The sequence below is a fragment of the Lysinibacillus sp. Y5S-8 genome (genome assembly GCF_036894365.1).
GTDB lineage: Bacteria > Bacillota > Bacilli > Bacillales_A > Planococcaceae > Lysinibacillus > Lysinibacillus fusiformis_D.
The window spans coordinates 1,492,116-1,510,224 of record NZ_CP145889.1 but is presented as its reverse complement, the minus strand read 5'-3'; the positions used below and the strand labels follow the sequence as shown (position 1 = coordinate 1,510,224).

22 protein-coding genes are annotated in these 18,109 nt (G+C 37.3%); 11 read left to right on the top strand and 11 right to left on the bottom strand.

The window, feature by feature from the left end:
- Nucleotides 1-24 precede the first annotated feature (24 nt).
- The 3 genes from V6670_RS07090 to V6670_RS07080 all read right to left on the bottom strand — a co-directional run bounded on the left by V6670_RS07090 (nucleotide 25) and on the right by V6670_RS07080 (nucleotide 2,853).
- Nucleotides 25-816: a GNAT family N-acetyltransferase gene (locus V6670_RS07090; protein WP_141904007.1), complete on the bottom strand. Its 792-nt coding sequence runs from the start codon at nucleotides 814-816 to the stop codon at nucleotides 25-27.
- On the bottom strand, nucleotides 809-2,608 hold the full coding sequence (abc-f, locus tag V6670_RS07085; RefSeq protein ID WP_338653326.1) for an ABC-F type ribosomal protection protein: 1,800 nt from the start codon (nucleotides 2,606-2,608) through the stop codon (nucleotides 809-811). The genes V6670_RS07090 and abc-f overlap by 8 nt, the downstream gene beginning before the upstream one ends.
- Before the next feature lie 104 nt (nucleotides 2,609-2,712).
- Nucleotides 2,713-2,853, bottom strand: a complete 141-nt coding sequence (locus V6670_RS07080; RefSeq protein ID WP_004232534.1) for an RAxF-45 family protein — start codon at nucleotides 2,851-2,853, stop codon at nucleotides 2,713-2,715.
- A gap of 230 nt (nucleotides 2,854-3,083) precedes the next feature.
- On the opposite strand from V6670_RS07080, the gene V6670_RS07075 reads away from it, so the two are divergent.
- The gene (locus tag V6670_RS07075) at nucleotides 3,084-4,778 is read left to right on the top strand and encodes a methyl-accepting chemotaxis protein (protein ID WP_186436134.1); all 1,695 of its coding nucleotides are present in this window, start codon (nucleotides 3,084-3,086) and stop codon (nucleotides 4,776-4,778) included.
- 40 nt (nucleotides 4,779-4,818) lie between these two features.
- Here the strand turns inward: V6670_RS07075 and V6670_RS07070 are convergent, their stop codons facing one another.
- Nucleotides 4,819-5,847: an AbrB family transcriptional regulator gene (locus V6670_RS07070; RefSeq protein WP_058844275.1), complete on the bottom strand. Its 1,029-nt coding sequence runs from the start codon at nucleotides 5,845-5,847 to the stop codon at nucleotides 4,819-4,821.
- A gap of 200 nt (nucleotides 5,848-6,047) precedes the next feature.
- Here V6670_RS07070 and V6670_RS07065 point away from each other — a divergent pair, with 200 nt between their 5' ends.
- The 6 genes from V6670_RS07065 to V6670_RS07040 all read left to right on the top strand — a co-directional run bounded on the left by V6670_RS07065 (nucleotide 6,048) and on the right by V6670_RS07040 (nucleotide 9,955).
- Nucleotides 6,048-6,497, top strand: a complete 450-nt coding sequence (locus V6670_RS07065; protein WP_036127005.1) for a LytTR family DNA-binding domain-containing protein — start codon at nucleotides 6,048-6,050, stop codon at nucleotides 6,495-6,497.
- 1 nt (nucleotide 6,498) lies between these two features.
- Nucleotides 6,499-6,903 (top strand): DUF3021 domain-containing protein, encoded by a 405-nt coding sequence (locus V6670_RS07060; protein ID WP_141904004.1) that lies wholly within the window; start codon nucleotides 6,499-6,501, stop codon nucleotides 6,901-6,903.
- 5 nt (nucleotides 6,904-6,908) lie between these two features.
- Nucleotides 6,909-7,829 (top strand): ABC transporter ATP-binding protein, encoded by a 921-nt coding sequence (locus tag V6670_RS07055; protein ID WP_338653324.1) that lies wholly within the window; start codon nucleotides 6,909-6,911, stop codon nucleotides 7,827-7,829.
- A complete protein-coding gene (locus tag V6670_RS07050; protein WP_338653323.1) occupies nucleotides 7,829-8,704 on the top strand; it encodes an ABC transporter permease in 876 nt (291 codons plus the stop codon). The genes V6670_RS07055 and V6670_RS07050 overlap by 1 nt, the downstream gene beginning before the upstream one ends.
- A gap of 133 nt (nucleotides 8,705-8,837) precedes the next feature.
- Nucleotides 8,838-9,593 carry a DUF2087 domain-containing protein gene (locus V6670_RS07045; protein ID WP_141904001.1) on the top strand — a complete coding sequence of 252 codons (756 nt, stop codon included), beginning with the start codon at nucleotides 8,838-8,840 and terminating at the stop codon, nucleotides 9,591-9,593.
- 17 nt (nucleotides 9,594-9,610) lie between these two features.
- Complete coding sequence (locus tag V6670_RS07040; RefSeq protein WP_141904000.1) at nucleotides 9,611-9,955, top strand: GIY-YIG nuclease family protein; 345 nt, start codon at nucleotides 9,611-9,613, stop codon at nucleotides 9,953-9,955.
- 65 nt (nucleotides 9,956-10,020) lie between these two features.
- Here the strand turns inward: V6670_RS07040 and V6670_RS07035 are convergent, their stop codons facing one another.
- The 7 genes from V6670_RS07035 to V6670_RS07005 form a co-directional block, all read right to left on the bottom strand.
- A complete protein-coding gene (locus V6670_RS07035) occupies nucleotides 10,021-10,281 on the bottom strand; it encodes a hypothetical protein (RefSeq protein ID WP_141903999.1) in 261 nt (86 codons plus the stop codon).
- Between the two features lie 14 nt (nucleotides 10,282-10,295).
- Nucleotides 10,296-10,565: a hypothetical protein gene (locus V6670_RS07030; protein WP_338653319.1), complete on the bottom strand. Its 270-nt coding sequence runs from the start codon at nucleotides 10,563-10,565 to the stop codon at nucleotides 10,296-10,298.
- A gap of 58 nt (nucleotides 10,566-10,623) precedes the next feature.
- Nucleotides 10,624-10,998 (bottom strand): MmcQ/YjbR family DNA-binding protein, encoded by a 375-nt coding sequence (locus V6670_RS07025; RefSeq protein WP_141903997.1) that lies wholly within the window; start codon nucleotides 10,996-10,998, stop codon nucleotides 10,624-10,626.
- Nucleotides 10,999-11,084: 86 nt separating this feature from the next.
- The gene (locus V6670_RS07020; protein ID WP_141903996.1) at nucleotides 11,085-11,900 is read right to left on the bottom strand and encodes a YitT family protein; all 816 of its coding nucleotides are present in this window, start codon (nucleotides 11,898-11,900) and stop codon (nucleotides 11,085-11,087) included.
- A gap of 87 nt (nucleotides 11,901-11,987) precedes the next feature.
- Nucleotides 11,988-13,286 carry a M48 family metallopeptidase gene (locus V6670_RS07015; protein ID WP_308302772.1) on the bottom strand — a complete coding sequence of 433 codons (1,299 nt, stop codon included), beginning with the start codon at nucleotides 13,284-13,286 and terminating at the stop codon, nucleotides 11,988-11,990.
- Between the two features lie 156 nt (nucleotides 13,287-13,442).
- Complete coding sequence (locus V6670_RS07010) at nucleotides 13,443-13,868, bottom strand: hypothetical protein (RefSeq protein ID WP_338653316.1); 426 nt, start codon at nucleotides 13,866-13,868, stop codon at nucleotides 13,443-13,445.
- A 26-nt stretch (nucleotides 13,869-13,894) separates the two neighbouring features.
- Complete coding sequence (locus V6670_RS07005; RefSeq protein WP_141903995.1) at nucleotides 13,895-15,091, bottom strand: hypothetical protein; 1,197 nt, start codon at nucleotides 15,089-15,091, stop codon at nucleotides 13,895-13,897.
- A gap of 147 nt (nucleotides 15,092-15,238) precedes the next feature.
- Here V6670_RS07005 and V6670_RS07000 point away from each other — a divergent pair, with 147 nt between their 5' ends.
- The 4 genes from V6670_RS07000 (at nucleotide 15,239) to V6670_RS06985 (ending at nucleotide 17,962) form a co-directional block, all read left to right on the top strand.
- On the top strand, nucleotides 15,239-15,880 hold the full coding sequence (locus V6670_RS07000) for a LysR substrate-binding domain-containing protein (RefSeq protein ID WP_338654528.1): 642 nt from the start codon (nucleotides 15,239-15,241) through the stop codon (nucleotides 15,878-15,880).
- A gap of 61 nt (nucleotides 15,881-15,941) precedes the next feature.
- Complete coding sequence (locus V6670_RS06995; RefSeq protein ID WP_338653313.1) at nucleotides 15,942-16,400, top strand: PTS sugar transporter subunit IIA; 459 nt, start codon at nucleotides 15,942-15,944, stop codon at nucleotides 16,398-16,400.
- A complete protein-coding gene (locus tag V6670_RS06990; protein WP_141903993.1) occupies nucleotides 16,397-16,660 on the top strand; it encodes a PTS sugar transporter subunit IIB in 264 nt (87 codons plus the stop codon). The genes V6670_RS06995 and V6670_RS06990 overlap by 4 nt, the downstream gene beginning before the upstream one ends.
- Nucleotides 16,661-16,693: 33 nt before the next feature.
- A complete protein-coding gene (locus V6670_RS06985) occupies nucleotides 16,694-17,962 on the top strand; it encodes a PTS ascorbate transporter subunit IIC (protein WP_141903992.1) in 1,269 nt (422 codons plus the stop codon).
- The last annotated feature ends 147 nt before the right edge of the window (nucleotides 17,963-18,109 follow it).

The following is an 18,109-nucleotide window of genomic DNA, read 5'->3' as shown; positions in this document are numbered from 1 at the left end:
TTGGCAATCTTTATGTGTATCTATTTAAGCCTGTTGGCGAATGTCTTGAATGCTCTTCCCTTCAGTAAACGCATGAATTGATGCAATGGAGCCCACCGATTTAAAATTTGCCTTGCCATAGACGTTGGCAACCTGCTCAGTAATCGGTAATATCCAAAGATGCTCTAATGCCTGTTTTACTGACTGCTGTTGGATATGTTGCAGCATATAGCCGATTAAACCTCGGCCACGATAGCTTTCAGTTGTTGCAACACTTTCGATCCTTCCTTGATTTCCTGACACAAAAATATTTGCCGAGCAGCACGCCACCCCATCTAGTCTTAATAGATAATACGTAAAATGTGACGAATGATAGGTTTGCTCAAATGCCTTTTTTATTAATGATGGCTCCCCAAATGCAGCAATGCTCATTTCTACTGCTAATGCTTCCTCCATATTTGCATCCGTTACACGCTCAATTTGAATGGCAGGATTAGGTGGAAGTATCGCATATTCACCGTTCCAGTATTGAATTTCGTTGACAAAATGCTCATATTGAAAGCCATGTGATTCTAATGCTTTCATACATAACTGATTTTCTTCAAGATTATATAAATAAATCCGTGGAATCAGAGATTTTGATTGATAGAACGCTTTGATAGCTTGTAAAAACGCATCTGGCTGTGCAATCTTTCTCCAAATCTGTGCATGATTTGCATCATAATAGGTTGGAATAGACTGATTGTAAAATAAGACCCCCTCCTTACAAAACTCCACTTCACTGAAACTCTTCACATACTCTATATCTAGCTGCATAATGCGTTCTAAATTAAACATGCTCTGCTTCCCCCTCTAACCATCTTTCATATAAATGTTCTAATTGTATTTCAAGCTTCTGCCGTTGTTCTTTAGCAAGCGATGGTTGTTGTAGTTTTATCTCTAATTTTTCAATTTGTTGTTCAATCAGTAGTTCTTTTTTAGGTGGCTGCGTTTTATTCGCTGGTTGTTTTTCAATCATTTTCTCTGTGAATTCCTGTCTTTTTTGTTTAGCCCACTCATAATCTCCCTCAAAAACCTGAATTGTTTGATTATCTATCCATGCCGTTTTTGCGAAAATTTTCTGTAAGAAATAGCGGTCATGGGACACACCGATGATTGTGCCTTCAAAGGATTCTAGTGTCTCTTCCAAAACTTCTCTTGCTTCAATATCTAAATGGTTGGTCGGTTCATCTAAGATTAGTACATTAATATCCTCATGCATTAGTTGTGCCAAACGTAGACGCATTTTTTCTCCACCACTTAAGTCTTTCACTTTTTTAAAGACATCATAGCCATAGAATAAAAATCGTGCGAGAATATGTCGGGCTTCAGCCTCTGACACTGCAACACTTTCACGAAAGGCATCAATTAATCGGATAGAAGGATTTTGATGTTCAAATTGCTGTGAGAGATAGCCAAATTTCACATTGCTACCAACATAACAGATTCCACGCTTCGGAACGATTTCCCCTAGCATCATTTTTAATAACGTTGACTTTCCACTACCGTTGCTCCCAACAATCGCCAATCTTTCTCCAAAATAAACAGCGAGGTTGCTGTCCTTCAATAAAGGTTTACCATATCCATGATGAACCCCTTCTAATAGCACTACCTCTTTACCACTACGCTCAGCCATTGTTAGCGCTAAATTCATTTTCTTTTTGGTGATTGGCTTCTTTACTCGCTCGATACGTGCCAGTGCTTTTTCCATACTCTTAGCACGTCTATGCATAGATGCATTTGGCGGGTTCGCTTCATTCGCCCACTGCTTTAAACGTTTAATCGTTTCTTGCATTTTTTTAATTTTCTTTTGTTGCTCCTCATAATTTGCAAACTGTTGTTCAACCTTTGCTTCTTTTTGTGCTATAAAAGCATCATAATCGCCGTTATACGCAAAAGCCTCTCCATCCTCAATTTCGATAATCTTTTGCGCTACTTGATTCATAAAATGCCGGTCATGAGAGACGACAATGACAATGCCCTCAAAGTTTCGTACATAGTTTTCAAGCCACTCAATTGCCTGCATATCAAGATGGTTCGTTGGTTCATCTAATAACAATATAGAAGGCTTTTTCAATAAAATTTGCCCAAGCATTACCTTTGTTTTTTCTCCGCCACTTAAACTGTTAAATGGCTGTTCTAGCATATCCGTAATACCTAGTCCATTTGCGATCATGGCTAACTGGGTGTCTACTTCATAGCCCCCCAGCAACATAAACTGCTCCTGCAGTTGCCCGTATTGCAATAATATTTTATCCGTTACCGTTGACTGCATTTCTTGCTCAAGTGCTGTCATTCTTGCTTTCATTGCATAAATATCCGAAAATGCCTCCTCCAGCACTTCTTTCACAGCATGTTGTGGATAGTGGGGAATTTGATGTAAATAGCCAATCGTTGCTTCCTTACTTTTAATAATTCGCCCCTTTTCAGGTATTTCTACACCTGCAAGTAGCTGTAGGAGAGTCGTTTTACCACTGCCGTTCACACCGACAATCGCCACATGTTCGCCACTATTTACCTCTAGCTGTAAATTTTCGAATATTATATTGCCACCCATAATTTTTTGTAGTTGTTCAGCTTTCATTTGCATCGTTTTTTCCTCCAATGAAACGTGCGAAAACATCTTTAGAACACAAAAAAGACTGCTCCTTAACAAGCAGTCTTCTTCTCATATAAATGTGTGAAAAAGAATGGTTAATTCGCTACGTTTGTTATTTGATTTTGCTTAAAAATGGACAGACCTATCCCGTTGTTCGCAAAATCAAAAGTAATCACACGTGCAAAATACATAGCTGTATCCACTTTTACACATGTTTTCGTAGCGTTTTTATTCATTCCTTTTCACCTCCGTTCATAATAGTTATAGGTATCATAACATTAGTCAGATTATTTGGAAAGGAAAAAATTCACTAATCATTAAATTTTATAAATATACAAATAGACATTGTAGTTATATACTAATATAAAATAGAAATTATTTACCAATTAGTTTCAATATTTAGGTTATTGGTAATGGTTTTTCATGCATGTTTTATGATGTAGCTAAAAATGTGGAGGGACATTTAATGAAAAAGCTAGGAATGCAAAGTAAAATGAGCTTATTAATTGTAGTTATCATTGGGTTTGTGCTAATTGCCATCGGTCTCATGAATACAAGCGAAATGAAAAAAACTTTAGAAAGTGAGTACCAAACAAGGCTCAATCAAATTTTAGATGTAAGTATACATAATCTTGATCAAACACACCCAGGTGATTGGCAAATAGAAAATGGGGAACTGTACAAAGGAAACGTCAACATCGCAAAAGAAACAGCTCTTATTGATACATTAGGAGAATTATCACAGGCTGCGATTACGATTTTTTCTGGAGAAACACGTATTAACACAAATATTGTCATTGACGGTCAACGTGCTATTGGCACAACTGTCGATCCAAAAGTAGCGGACACAGTTTTAACAACAGGGAAAATATATTCTGGTACAGCTGAAGTTGTGGGCAAACCCTACTTTACAAAATATAAGCCCATAAAAACTAAAAATGGAGAAATTATTGGCATGATTTTCGCTGGCGTACCTTCTTCTGACATTGATGTAGTAGCTCAAAAAATGTTGCTAAAAACGGGCATTATAGCTGTGATTTCTGCTATCATTGCTGTGCTTGCGGGCATGCTCTTCGTACGAGGTATTGTCAAACCTTTGAAACAATTAAATCACCAGCTAGAAACCATTTCAGCTGGGAAAGGCGATTTAACTCAGCAAATTGTGGTGAACTCGCAAGATGAAATTGGCCAAGTCGCAAAATCCTTTAATGCCATGCTTACCACCTTACGAAGCATGATGCAACAAGTAGATGAAACGGCCAATCAAGTATCCGCATCCTCTTTGGAATTGTCTGCCACTGCGGGATCAACTACGGCAACGACAGAAAAATTAACAGCTAATATGCAGGAATTAGCGAGTGGTGCGAGTACACAAAAGCATAGTGCTCATGAGAATGCTGAAGCAATGCAAGATATTGCTGGAGGGATTCAGCTCGTTACGGAAACAAATGGTGAAGTATCCTCCTATGCATCCGATGCTTGGGACACAGCTAAACATGGAGAAGAAGCAGCACAAGATATGCAGCTTCAAATGCGCAGGATGTCAGAGGCTGTTCAAGAAAGTGCTAATTCCATTGCAGCCCTTGACACTCATGCTAATAAAATTGATGAAATTGTGGAAGTTATTCATGCCATTGCTGAGCAAACGAATTTACTAGCACTCAATGCATCCATTGAAGCAGCACGCGCTGGTGAACATGGCAAAGGCTTTGCTGTCGTTGCAGAGGAGGTTCGTAAACTTGCGGAACAATCCAAAACTTCTGCAGCAGAAATTACAGACACAATCCATACTATGCAACAGCTTTCTAAGGAAGCCCGCGTTCACATGCAGCAAAGTAAGCAAGAAGCCACAACAAGTGCCGAGGTGGTTCACACGACAAGTAAAGCCTTTGAAGAAATTACAACCAAAGTGTCGCTTGTAACGAATAAGATTCAAGAGGTTTCAGGAATTGCTGAGGAGTTATATGCAAGAATTGAACAAGCCAATGCTTCCACACAAATTATGGCCGAAATTGCCATAGATGCTCGTGAGCAATCAAAAGTCGTTACTCAGATTGCGGAAACCAATCTATTATCAATGGATGATATTAATGATGCTGCGTCACAGCTAACGAGAAATGCTGAAACATTACAGGATTTGATTCATCAATTTAAATATTAAATAAAAGAAAAACATGAGGGTTTAGTGTACTACTATCCCCTCATGTTTTCACTTTTTTCACAAACATTTTTACCACGGGCACAAGGAAGATCGAGACTACTAGTACACGGAATAGCTGAAAAGCCGTCACGATTGCCACGTTTGCATGTACAGAAGCGGCGATAATTCCCATTTGATCAAGTCCCCCAGGTACAATGCTTAAAAAGCCTGTCCTAAAGTCGAGACTGTACAACACTGTCATCACAAATGTTAGACCATAAGCTGCTCCGATAAAAATACCTGCTGAGACAAACGCATAAAAAATATGCTTCTTCGATAAATGGAGATCCTCTTTTTTCAACAATAAGCCGATATAAATTCCTAGCATGAGTTGAGCAATATGCAGTAATGATAATGGTAGCTTGGGTACCTCTACCCCTGCCATATTAATACCCATTAGTAAAAACACTGGTCCAAGCATATAGCCTGTTGGAATTTTTAACTTTTGTGCTAGCCACCCTGCTACACCACATACCACAAGTATACCAACAAGATTCCATGTATACATTCCATCAATCATAGAACTGCTACTACCAGCGCCTGCTACCATTAAAGGAACAAAGCCGACGATTAAAAGGACACGAAGGATTTGAAAGAACGTAATAACTACCATATCCATCTCCTCTTGTTCTTCAGCAAATGCCACAACCTGTGACATGCCACCAGGGACACAGCACGTCAAGGCGGTCGCAAAATCCAAATCGGTGCGCTTTGCTACAAGAAAACTAACAGCGAAAAATAGCAAAATAAATAATATATTTAAAATGACCATGCTCCCTAAAAAAAGCTTAATATCCTGAACAGCCTCTGGTGTAAAAGCATAGCCAATGGAATACCCCGCTACGATTAAACCAATATTACGGAAAGAATGATGCCATTTCAATTGTACGTTGGTTGACAGCTGCACGATGAGCACCGCTGTAATCGCACCTAGCAACCAAGGCATCGGTATATGTAAAAATTGAAAAATCACAGCACCTATTAAACCAATACATAATGTGATGAACATATGCTTATCAAAAACAAACATGGTAGCAACCCCTTCAACTCGATAAGCCTATTATGACGTTTAAGCATCTTTTTTTCTACCGGGCCGACTTGTGAACTGTATCGCTTAAAAAGAACCCGTTATCTATAAAATAAAACCTCTTATCGAAGATTTTATCCTTGTTAAAATTTTCTATGCTACATTAGTAATACCTGATTCAGTGTTTTAAAAGGAGGCCTCCTATGAAAATTCATTTAACCATCAATCATGAACTTGAAGAAACAGAGGTTCATATTCATGCCAAGGAATATAATGAGCAAATTGAAAGATTGATGAAGCAGCTTCAAGCATCCCAAACGACGATGCTAGACGGGTATTTCCAACAAGAAATTCATCTATTAAAAATTTCTGATATTTATTCCATTTACGCGGAGGGTGCCAAAGTATTTTTGCAAACGGATGAGCAAGAGTTTGAGTCAAAGCGAAAATTATATGAGCTAGAGGCACAGCTAGCCAAAGATTTTGTACGCGTGAGTAAATCTACACTTGTCAATATCCATAAAATCGCCTCTATTCAAATGGGCAAAATCGGCACTACACAACTATTACTCGAAAATGAAGTAGCCATTCATGTCAGTCGAAAATACTTAAAAGAATTAAAGAGACATTTAGGTATTGGGAGGGATCTATAGCATGAAGTATTTACGCATGATGATTATTGGACTACTCATTTCCCTTAGCTCTTCTTACATCTTAGTCACATTAAGCGTCCTTTCAAACAATGCGGTTATGTCAGGGGCAGAATTACTGGAGGAGATTATCATTGCTACCCTTCTTGGTATTGCGATTGGACTATTTTCCGCCATTTTTGATATCGAGCCAATACCTTTTACGGTTCAGCTACTTTTACATTTAATAGCTGTCACAGCATGTGTATTAACGGCAGGCTACTTCGGGAATTGGTTTGAGCATTCAGGTGTGACATATGTGCTGCTATCGGAAGCCATCATTTATTCCATTGTTTGGTGTATTATATATGTTTTTCAAATAAGGGATATTGAAAAAATTAATCGAGAAATTCAAAAAAGAAAGGATTAACAAAGATGACCATTGCAATAGAAGTTGAAAATTTATGTAAACACTATGGCGAACAGCAAGCTGTCAAAGGCATTTCTTTTACAGTTGAACAAGGCACTCTATTTGCTTTTTTAGGGGCAAATGGTGCTGGTAAATCTACTACCATTGAGATACTTTGTACATTATTAAAAAAATCCAGCGGTCAAGTAACCATTAATGGTTTCACTCTTGACGCAAGCAATGATAATGGGGATATTCGCAAATCCATCGGTGTCGTTTTCCAGCAAAGTATATTAGATGAACGATTAACTGTGCGCGAAAATATCCTGCATCGTGGTCAAACATATGGTTTATCAAAAACACAGCTCACAGAAAACTATCAATTTGTCTCCACCTATTTGCATTTAGATGATATTGAAAAGCAAAAATACGGAACATTATCTGGTGGACAAAAAAGACGAGCAGATATCGCTCGTGCACTTATTCATCGCCCTAGTATTTTATTTCTAGATGAGCCTACAACGGGTTTAGATCCACAAACGCGACAATTCGTTTGGCAGGCTATCAAGCAGCTTCAACAGGAAACTAATATGACCGTTTTTTTAACAACTCATTATATGGAGGAAGCAGCAGTAGCCCATCAAGTCCTTGTCTTAAAGCAAGGGACAATTGTCGCGCAGGGTACACCCGATGCGCTGAAAACAAAATATGCCTATGATTCAATGGCTCTCGTTTTTCACAATCCATTGAAAGGTGTAAGGTGGCTAGAGGAAAATGCGCTCTCTTATATAGAAAAACAAGGGATATATACTATTCGTTTATCCTCTACCCTACATGCGCTGACCCTATTAAAACAAGCAGAGAAACTCATTGCTTCCTTTGAGGTCATTAAAGGATCGATGGATGATGTCTTTCTTCATATTATGGCAGAGGAGGAGATCGCGTAGTGGAAGCATTAATTAGTCTAGTTCAGCGGAATAATAAAGTATTTAGAAGAGATAAAACGCAGGTATTCTTCTCCCTACTGTCAGTCATTATTGTCATTGTGCTGTACGCTGTCTTTCTCCAAAAAATGCAGGTAGATGCCATTGAGCGACTAACAGAAGCAACACCAGAATTAATGACGATGGTCAATGAATGGCTTGTAGCAGGATTACTGTCCATGATTGCTGTTTCTACTACACTCGGTGCATATGGCATTGCCGTTAAGGATCAGGAGTCAAAAGCACAAGCAGATTTTTTAACAGCGCCCCTTTCCCGTTCAACGATTCAGCTAAGCTATGTCATCAATGCGTTTATCATCGGCAGTATTTTTTCCTTTATCGCACTTATCGGCTGTGAAATCTTTCTTGTAGCAACAGGTGGTAAGCTCCTAAGCTTTGGGGATTTTGTTCATGTACTCGGCATTTTGTTTTTATCTGTCCTGCTAGCGAGTGTCTTTAATTTATTTCTTTCATTATTTGTGTCCACGCAAAATGCTTTTTCAACACTCGGCACAATCGTCGGGACAGTACTCGGCTTTTTATGTGGTGTCTATGTACCTCTTGGTGCTCTACCAGGCTTTGCTCAAAATTTAATCATGTATTTCCCCATTAGTCATACAACATTACTGTTACGCAATGCATTTATGGATAGCTCTATTGGCGATGTTTTTGAAGGTGTGCCTGCTTCCTATGTGGAAGACTATAAAATCAATTATGGCATTGTCTATGAGCTTCATGGAAAAATACTCGGTACTTCGGCTAGCCTCATCATTATCGTTTGTACAATCGTCATACTTGCGCTAGCATCTATGATGTTATTTAAAAGAACATATAAATAAATTTTAGCCAACAGATTTACACATCGTTTAGGAAACGATGTGTTTTTATTGCATTTAAACAAACAATTTGTTATTTTAAATATAAATTAATAAACAAAAATAAATATCGTTTGTATTTACGGAGGGTTCCCCTATGGATGTAAATGAACTATTTTGGCAAGCTCCTATCGATGACCTCAAAAAGGGTTATACCAATGAGGGAACACATTTCATCTGCCTTCTGTGCGGTGAAAAAGTAGAGAAAGGGATTATTTATCCTTATGAAGGCTTATTGTACGAAGCCGAAAAAATGATGCAGCAGCATATTACAATGACACATCAATCTGTTTTTCATTATTTAAACGGCCTCAATAAAAAAATGACAGGCTTAACAGAACATCAAAGCCATATTTTACGCTTATTTTATGAAGGTAGAACAGATCAGGAAGTAAAAGAGGAATTAGAGATTGGTAGTGCCACGACCATTCGCCACCATCGTTTTGCTTTAAAGGAAAAGGAACGCCAAGCGAAAACATTGTTGGTAATGATGGAATTACTGAAGGAACAAGATCGAAAGGAGGAACCATTTGTGTCTATTCATAAAACAGCTACAATGGTTGACGATCGCTATAATGTCACTCTCTCAGAGGAACAGCAATTATTGGCGAAATTATTTCCACATGGTGTTGGCAAGGAGCTAGTTCGTTTTCCTAAGCGTGAAAAACAAAAAATTATAGTACTTCGTGCCATCACAATGCTTTTTGACAAAGAAAAACAATATACAGAAAAAGAATTAAATGAAATCATCAAACCGATGTATGAAGACTACGTTCATATACGTCGCTACTTAATTGAATACGGTTTTCTGGACCGCAAAGCTGACGGTAGTGCTTACTGGGTTAAAAAATAAGAAGGCAGGTTTTGGAAATGGATCATAAAAAAGAGTTAAAAGAGATGTATAAGGACATGAAAATTGAAGCGGGCGTTTTTACGATGACTAATACAAAAACTGGGAAAGTGTTTGTGGGGAGCTTTAATAATTTAAAACGTTTAAATGGTTTTCAGTTTATGCTCAAAACGAATACACATACGAATAAGGAGCTTCAAGCAGATTACAATTCATTTGGTCAAGATGCTTTTGAGGTGAAAATTGTTGAATATTTAAAGAAAAAAGAAGATGGCTATTTCGATGACAAAAAAGAGCTTGAAAAGCTAGAGCAAAAATGGCTCAACACGCTAAATCCTTATGGTGAGCGCGGTTATAATTCTTAGTATTTATCCAATAGTTAGCTGAGTAAACAAGCAAATGAAAATTTAACTGTCTCCTCAGCTATTTTTTATTCATCCACACGATTCCATCTTAAATTATCAGCATCATCATAGCCATAATAATAGATTGGGCGATCGTTCTTATCATAAGCAACAGCTTCCAATAAATCAATTTGCTGCGCATAAGGTATATAAAACGAAACTAGTTTACTATGTTCAATGGATTTTTTGATAATTCCTTGCTTTGAGTTAATTGTTATATAGGAAACATTTTCATCATGAGATAATACAACAAACAAAGTTCCTTCATGATGCAAACGATAGCTCATGCCTCCTATTGTCTCTAAAGAATCATTCGTGGAGGAGATACCCGTAGCATAAACCCTTTTATATAGAAGTACGTTTTTTGTACCAAAACAGTTTGATAGATTTCTTTTTTATCACTCTTAAACAAATAAAAAATATCGTTTTCTTCTTGAATCTTTTCAACAATCTTATACTCAGGTGTCATAAAAAAATTGGCTTTTACAGCGCTTAATGCAGTTAAACGATAGCCTCCTAACAATAATAAAGCACTTAAAGTGACTATTGCTAATAACAAGAATTTTCTCATCTATTTTCTCCACCCTATAGCATTTTCAGTTGGATTGAGACAGTTTAACTTTCTTTGTTTATTTTGTCACTTCTAACAACTGAATTTCTTGCTGTGCTTTTTTCGTTAATTTACTGAAAACAAGCTCATACGAATGCTTAATAAGATTCTCTACCAAATCCATCGGGACATCCTCAGCATCCATATAAATGGAGTTCCAATGCGTTTTATTCATATAGTAACCAGGTATAATACTGACAAAGGATTCTCGTAATTCCTCTGCTCGTGCAGGCTCGCATTTTAACGTTAATACAGGCTTACCTGTAGCATTTCCCCCAATCATGGCATACATTTTCCCACCAATATGATAACGGTCTGCTTGCCATTCCTCCTTATAGTCATAAATCGTTCCCTGTAGTTGTAGACAATGAGCATGGATCATTTCTTTTTCCATCTATTTCTTCCCCTTTCGGCACAAAATAAAACACACGTTCGATTATGGTTAGTATAACCTAAAACGTGTGTAGGGACTAGCCTTATTTAGTTCGTACTTCGATCAAACATTCCCATAACCTCTGTTGTCTGTAGGATATTCACAAACGACTTTGGATCGGTTTCCTTAATCGTACTTTTTACATCCGCGAGTTGATAACGCGTAATGACAGTGATTAACACTTTTCGCCCTTCACCAGAGTAGGCTCCCTTCGCATCGATAATCGTTACACCACGATGAAGTTTTTGCAACAGCTGTTGCTTGACTTCTTCCCCTTTACTCGTAATAATCATCAACGTTAATTTAATATGGCTTGTATGAATCGTATCCACCACTTTTCCCGTTGCATAAATGGAAACAAGCGTTAATAATGCCGCGTCCCAGCTAAAGACAAAGCCAGAAGCTGCCACTACAACACCATTCATAGCAGCAATTAATGTACCGAGTGGAAAATCTCGTTTACGACTTAGTAGCATGGCAATAATATCAAAGCCCCCAGAGGAGCCTGCTGCACGAAAAATCATACCCATCGCAAAGCCTACAATAACTCCTCCAAATAGGGATGCAAGGATAGGATCTTGTGTTGCCTTGTGAATTGGAATAACATATAAACTCACGGACAAAACGGCTACAGAAAGAATCGTATAGCTAATAAATCGCTTACCAAGCTTCATCACACCTAAAATCAGTAAAGGCAAATTAAGCAGTAAATTTAATACCCCTGTATTCCAAGGGGTAATAATGCCAAGCATGATGGCGATACCACTCAATCCACCACTCAAGATTTCATGGGGAATTAATAAATAATTATAGGCAAAGGCCACTACAATGGAAGAAAGAGTAATTATAATCACATTACGCATAATGATATCCCCTATCAATCAACGACCAAATTTTGATATATCTTTCTCATAGATTACCCAATTTCTGCTGATGAAAAACCTATATTCCTACTTTTTCTTCTGTTCTTCCTTTAAAGGGGCAGTCTGTTTGTGATCACCTGTATCTGCCACCTTATAAATACGCTCTAGCATCGGCGGATGTGTATAGCGGAACCATTTAACAAGAAGCGGAGGGTTGACCTCACTTAATCCTGAAATCGTTAGTTTTTGAAAAGCTGTTACGGCCGCTTCACGATCATTCATGAGGTTAATCGCATACTGATCTGCTCTTGTCTCCTGATATCTTGAGATGAAGTTCGACACTGGATTAGAGGCAAATAACAATATAGAGGTAATGAGCAAAAATAATGGATATGAGCTAATGCTGCCAACTTTATTAATTTTCAGTACCTGTCCATAGCGTCCAACCAAACGTCGCATAACCTTCGCTGTAAACCATAACCCAACCAACGTAAGCAATAAATAACCTGCAATGCCAAAATAAATATGCTTTTCTACATAATGGCCCATCTCATGCGCCATGATAAATAAAATTTCATTGTCCGTCAGTCTATTTAATGTGGTATCCCACAGTACAATTCTCGAATTGCTACCAATCCCTGTCACATAAGCATTTAAGGAGTTGGTCTTTTGTGCCATATTGACCTCATAAACATGCTCTGCTGGTATATTCGCCTGCTCAGCAATTGAGAGTATCTTCGTTTCCAGCTCTTTATTTTTTAACGGATAAAAATCATTGTACAAAGGATCAATGACAACTGGCTGGATGAACATCACAAAGATTGTAAAAGGGATGGTTAATAGCCAAGCGTAAAGCCACCACCGTTTCTCGCTCTTTTTAATGAGCCAATAAATAACGGTCACAATGATGAAGCTCATCCCAAAGTTCACCCAAAAATCAATAACACCATCTTTCATCCAAGACGCAAATGCTTGCGTACTGATGCCATAGCTTTTGCTGAGGTAATAGCGATAATAATCAAGCGGGAATAAAACAATATAGAGCAATAGGGATAGCAGGAATAGGTAGCCTGCATTTTGCAATAGCTTCCACTTCGTTTGGGAGGTCGTCACTTTTTCAAAATAACGGGAGATGCCCAATAATAAAATCAAAAAGTAAATAAGCCATTCCAAAGGAGTCGCTACAAAGAATAAAAAATTCCGTATTTTTGAATATTCACCACTTAAAAAAAGCTCCTTACCAGACATAAACATTACTGGATCTGCCACCGTTCCTTGTAAGGCACTAGGTATTTTTCCTCCGCCGCTATGGAATATATACCAGTACATACAAAGCACGTAAACACCGAATAATAGCAGCGTAACAATGCCCATTTTCTTCGCTATGTTAATTCCCCCTCATATCATCCAAAGTTCGTCCTATAGTAAGTGTAAGCGAAAATATCAAAGTTAGAACAACATAGACCTACTTTTTTAATATCTCTGTTCACAAAGAAAAAATTCGCCCCATTTCTATATGAGACGAAATCATTATATTTCTATTTATTTATCCATGACAAATGCCGTTTTACCACGTTGATCTCCACTCAAATAGCCTGCGGATAATAGTTGCTCATACCATTGCTTTCCAATAGCAGCTGCTTGAGCGGCATCATCTACCTTTGTAGAAAGTTCAACCATAATGTCTCCTTTGTACTGCCACACTTCAATATCCGCTTCATGTCCTAGAAAATTCCCTTTATAAGTTATGGCATTAGCAGGTCCATATTCTACTGCCTGAGCTAACGTATTTTTATACCATGCTTCTGAATGCCAATTTACAATTTTCTTTGGCGAATTTTCGAGAATCAATTTTTTGGCAGCACTCGTATCAACCATATCGTAAGAGACATTAGAAGTTGTCTTCAAAGATTCCTTACGACTAATTGTAAAAGTATGATGGTCTCCCTTCGTACTCCCTGCTACCATACCCCAAGCAAAAAGAGGAGAGGCAATTATTTTATAAATATAATCGTATTATTTTCTTTAATATAATTTACTGTTGGATGAGAGCTTTCCATTGAAGCAACTTCTTTGTTATGAATTAAATCATAAACAATCCATTTCATATTAAAACTATTAGTTGGAGTTTCAAAGAAAACAACCCATTCTTTGTTTCCATAATAGAAATAACTTGAATTTCCTATTGTATATAACTCCTTATTATTACTGGCATCATATAATACTTGTGTATGTTCGCTTTCTTTTACTCCATATAAATCATCATTAAAGAAATAGATGACATCATACTTCCCATCAATAATTCTTTCTTGATAATTTTCACTGAATGGATTAAACATTTTCAAAATATATGTTTCATCTCTAAGATTATGTTTATACCAATAAACACATTCGTTTTTATTATTTTCCAATACAAAGCTTTCACTATTATCACATTGATCTACTATACAAGTCTCTGAAATTGGCAAATCATTTTTTATTTGTTCTATAAATAAATTATAGTCAATGATTACAAGGCTCTCAGTAAAATTTGAATTTTCCTTTTCCCTATGATTCCATGCATTTTTTTTATTACTGTAGGATAATGAACCAGTTGTAAAATAAACGAATTTTTTATTTTTTTTATCAATTACTTTTATGTTATTTACATTTAAAAAGGTATCATGTTGTCCTATTTTTTCGGGTATTATGTAATATTTATTTTCTAAAAAATCTACGAGTATACAATTTGTGTGCCTAGTAAGTTTTTGCGATTCTATCTGTGGTACACATACAATTAAATATCTTTCTCCCAAACCATATAGCTCTGTTTCAGATAATGAAGAATGCTCAGGATTGGAACTATTATCCTCTATTTTTAATGTTATTGAATCTTTTAAAATTAAGTTTTTGCAATCAATTTGGTTTAATATTAAATTTGCAGTTTTTCCTTCCCACATCAATCTGCTGCAATAAAAATATTCATTATAAAAAGAATTACTTGATAACTGAAATCCATTCGGAATTAGCAATTTATCAACTTGATTAAGTTGATAATTATAGCGAACAATACCTTCATAATATCCAGTTAAATAGCTCCAACTTTCACTTATATCTCTACTCATAATATACATATTATATGGTTCTACTTTTGATTGTGTCGTAATAAGTTGGCGATTTTCAAATCCTTCTAAAATAACTGTTTGCACCATATTATATCCTCCTCTTAATTACCATAAAATCACTCTTCACTATTCAAAAATATTAACATAAAAATAGATCTCTTCTCGATATAGCTGTCTTCGTACTGAAGGGACAAATAAAATAAAAACACCTTTCGTTGGCAGGAGAAGACGTATATCACGATATGTTTTGGGGCAAGTGGCTTACCTGCCCATATTTTTATGCCAGATTTAATTCATCAAGTGTCAACAGCTTATCCTGATATTCGCATTTCATTAGAAGTAAAAACAGCACCTGAAATTGAAAAAAAAGTAGCACTCCAAGAATTAGATTTCGGGCTTATTATGGAGACCCAACAGGAAAATCCCTTCCTGCATTACGAAACGATTGGGGAAGATGCACTTGTTTTGGCCTTTAGCCCCTCACACGAGTTAGCGACTAAACAGGACATTACCAAAGAAGATATTCTTAAAAATAAGCTATTATTGCATACCTCTTCTAGCTCTACTAATCACTTCATTGAGAAGTGGATGGACCCTTTCCAGCCTTCTACTTATACGATTGAACTGGATTCTGTGAGCACGATAAAAAAAATGCTGACCTTTGGAAAAAACATGGCTTTTCTATCTATTGCCTTAATAGAAGAGGAATTAACATCGGGTGTACTGATGAAGAAGGATTTAGATGATGTGACGCTTCACAGAAAGATTCAGTTGATTTATCCGAAAACGCGTTTAGATCATACCCTTGATGAATTTGTCAAAACGTCGGTTTACGATGTAGCAAAGCAATTAAAAATGTCCCCTGTTATGACATAATTCCACAGGTAGTCGTAATAACATGGAATGGGAGGATATTTTTAAGAAAGGAGGGTTGTCCTTGCTAACTAGGCTTCTGACAAAGGATTGTATACAGCTTGCAAACTTTGTCCATTCGTGGCAAGAAGCGATTCATTTAGCTGCAAGACCATTAGTACAGCAAAATAAAATTGAGCAACGCTATGTCGAAGCCATGATTCAATCTATTGAGCAATATGGCTCCTACATCGTCATTACACCAAAAGTGGCCATTCCCCATGCACGGCCATCTGATGGTGTTCATGAGCTTGCCATGAGTTTGCTTCGGTTACAGCAACCTGTTTTTTTTAGCCCTAATCAGCCTGTTTACTTACTAATTGTGTTAGCTGCCATCGACAATACGTCACATCTACAGGCGTTAGCTGATTTGGCAGCAGTATTACAAGACCCTGACCAGATTGAAGGCCTGATTGCCTGTCAGCATGCAGACACGATTTGTGAAAAAATCAAACAATATACGACAAAGGAGTCACCAGGATGAAAATTTTAGTTGTGTGTGGAAATGGTTTAGGTAGTAGCTTGATTTTAGAATGGAATGTAAAAAAGGCATTAGAGGCATTGGGTAAAAATGCTGAGGTAACCCATACAGATTTAGCATCTGCAAAGGCGGAGAAAGCAGATATTTACTTAGGGGCAGCAGACATTGTGAATGAATTAGCGAAAGACAATGGAACCATTGTGAGCATCGTCAATATGATGAGTATTGTGGAAATAAAAGAAAAGCTAGAACCTTTGCTTTAAGTACGGAAAATTTGGATAGGATGAGGTGTTGATATGTTGGATGTTATCATGCATGACATTTTAGGAACACCAGCTATACTAGTCGGCCTATTCGCTTTTATTGGTTTACTCATTCAAAAAAAATCTAGCTCCACTGTTCTTTCAGGTACATTCAAAACAATTATGGGCTTTGTCATTCTTGGTGCTGGTGCCACTGTCTTGATTGGCTCGTTAGACCATTTTAGTAAAATGTTTGATCATGCCTTTCAAGTACAGGGAGTCATTCCCAACAACGAGGCCATCGTGGCAGCTGCTCAGACTAATTTTGGTACAGCTACAGCATTAATAATGGTATTTGGTATGATAATGAATCTATTATTTGCGCGATTTACGCCATTAAAGTATATCTTTTTAACTGGGCATCATACATTATTTATGGCTTGTTTAATCGCGGCTTCATTGTCAGTTGGTGGAATGAGTGGTACACCTCTTATTATCATAGGGTCTATCATTCTTGGTCTTTGTATGGTAGTGTTCCCTGCCATTTTACAACCCACTGTTCGGCAAATAACAGGTAGTGATGATTTTGCTGTAGGTCACTTCGGCAGTGTTGGCTACTATGTTTCTGCAAAGATTGGTAAGCTCTTTGGTAATAAAACGAAATCAACTGAGGACATACAGGTTCCGAAATCATTAGGCTTTTTAAGAGATACCTCTGTCGCTATTTCTTTAACAATGAGTGTATTCTTTGTCGTTGTTGCCCTTTTCGCAGGCCCCTCCTATATTGAGGCACAATTATCAGCTGGCTCTAATTTTATTATTTTCGCTATTATGCAAGCGATCACATTCGCTGCAGGTGTCTATATTATTTTGGCGGGTGTCCGTATGTTAATTGCTGAAATTATTCCAGCCTTTAAAGGCATTGCTGATAAGCTTGTCCCAAACACAAAACCAGCACTAGATTGCCCAACTATTTTCCCCTTTGCACCAAACGCTGTCATCATTGGTTTCATCTTTAGTTTTTTAGCAGGACTTGTCTCTATGTTTATCCTCCCCTTCATTGGTTTAAAAGTGATTGTTCCTGGCCTCGTTCCCCATTTCTTCACGGGAGCTGCAGCTGGCGTCTTTGGCAATGCTACAGGCGGCAGAATCGGTGCCATGTCTGGGGCCTTTGCTAATGGTCTATTAATTAGCTTTATTCCAGCCATACTCCTAATCTTTATGGGCGACATCGGCTATGAAGGCACAACCTTTGGCGATTCAGATTTCGGTGTTATCGGCATTATTATTATTAATCTATTAAAATTATTCGGAGCTGTTTAGAACATATAATAAAGAGGCTGGGACAAAACCCACCTCTAAATTAAAAAGCCTGTGAAATTTTACGATCAGTAAAATTTCACAGGCTTTCATTAATTTTTGAATAAAAATAAGGACCGCTTCTGATAAAATTAAGTCACCACAACAAAA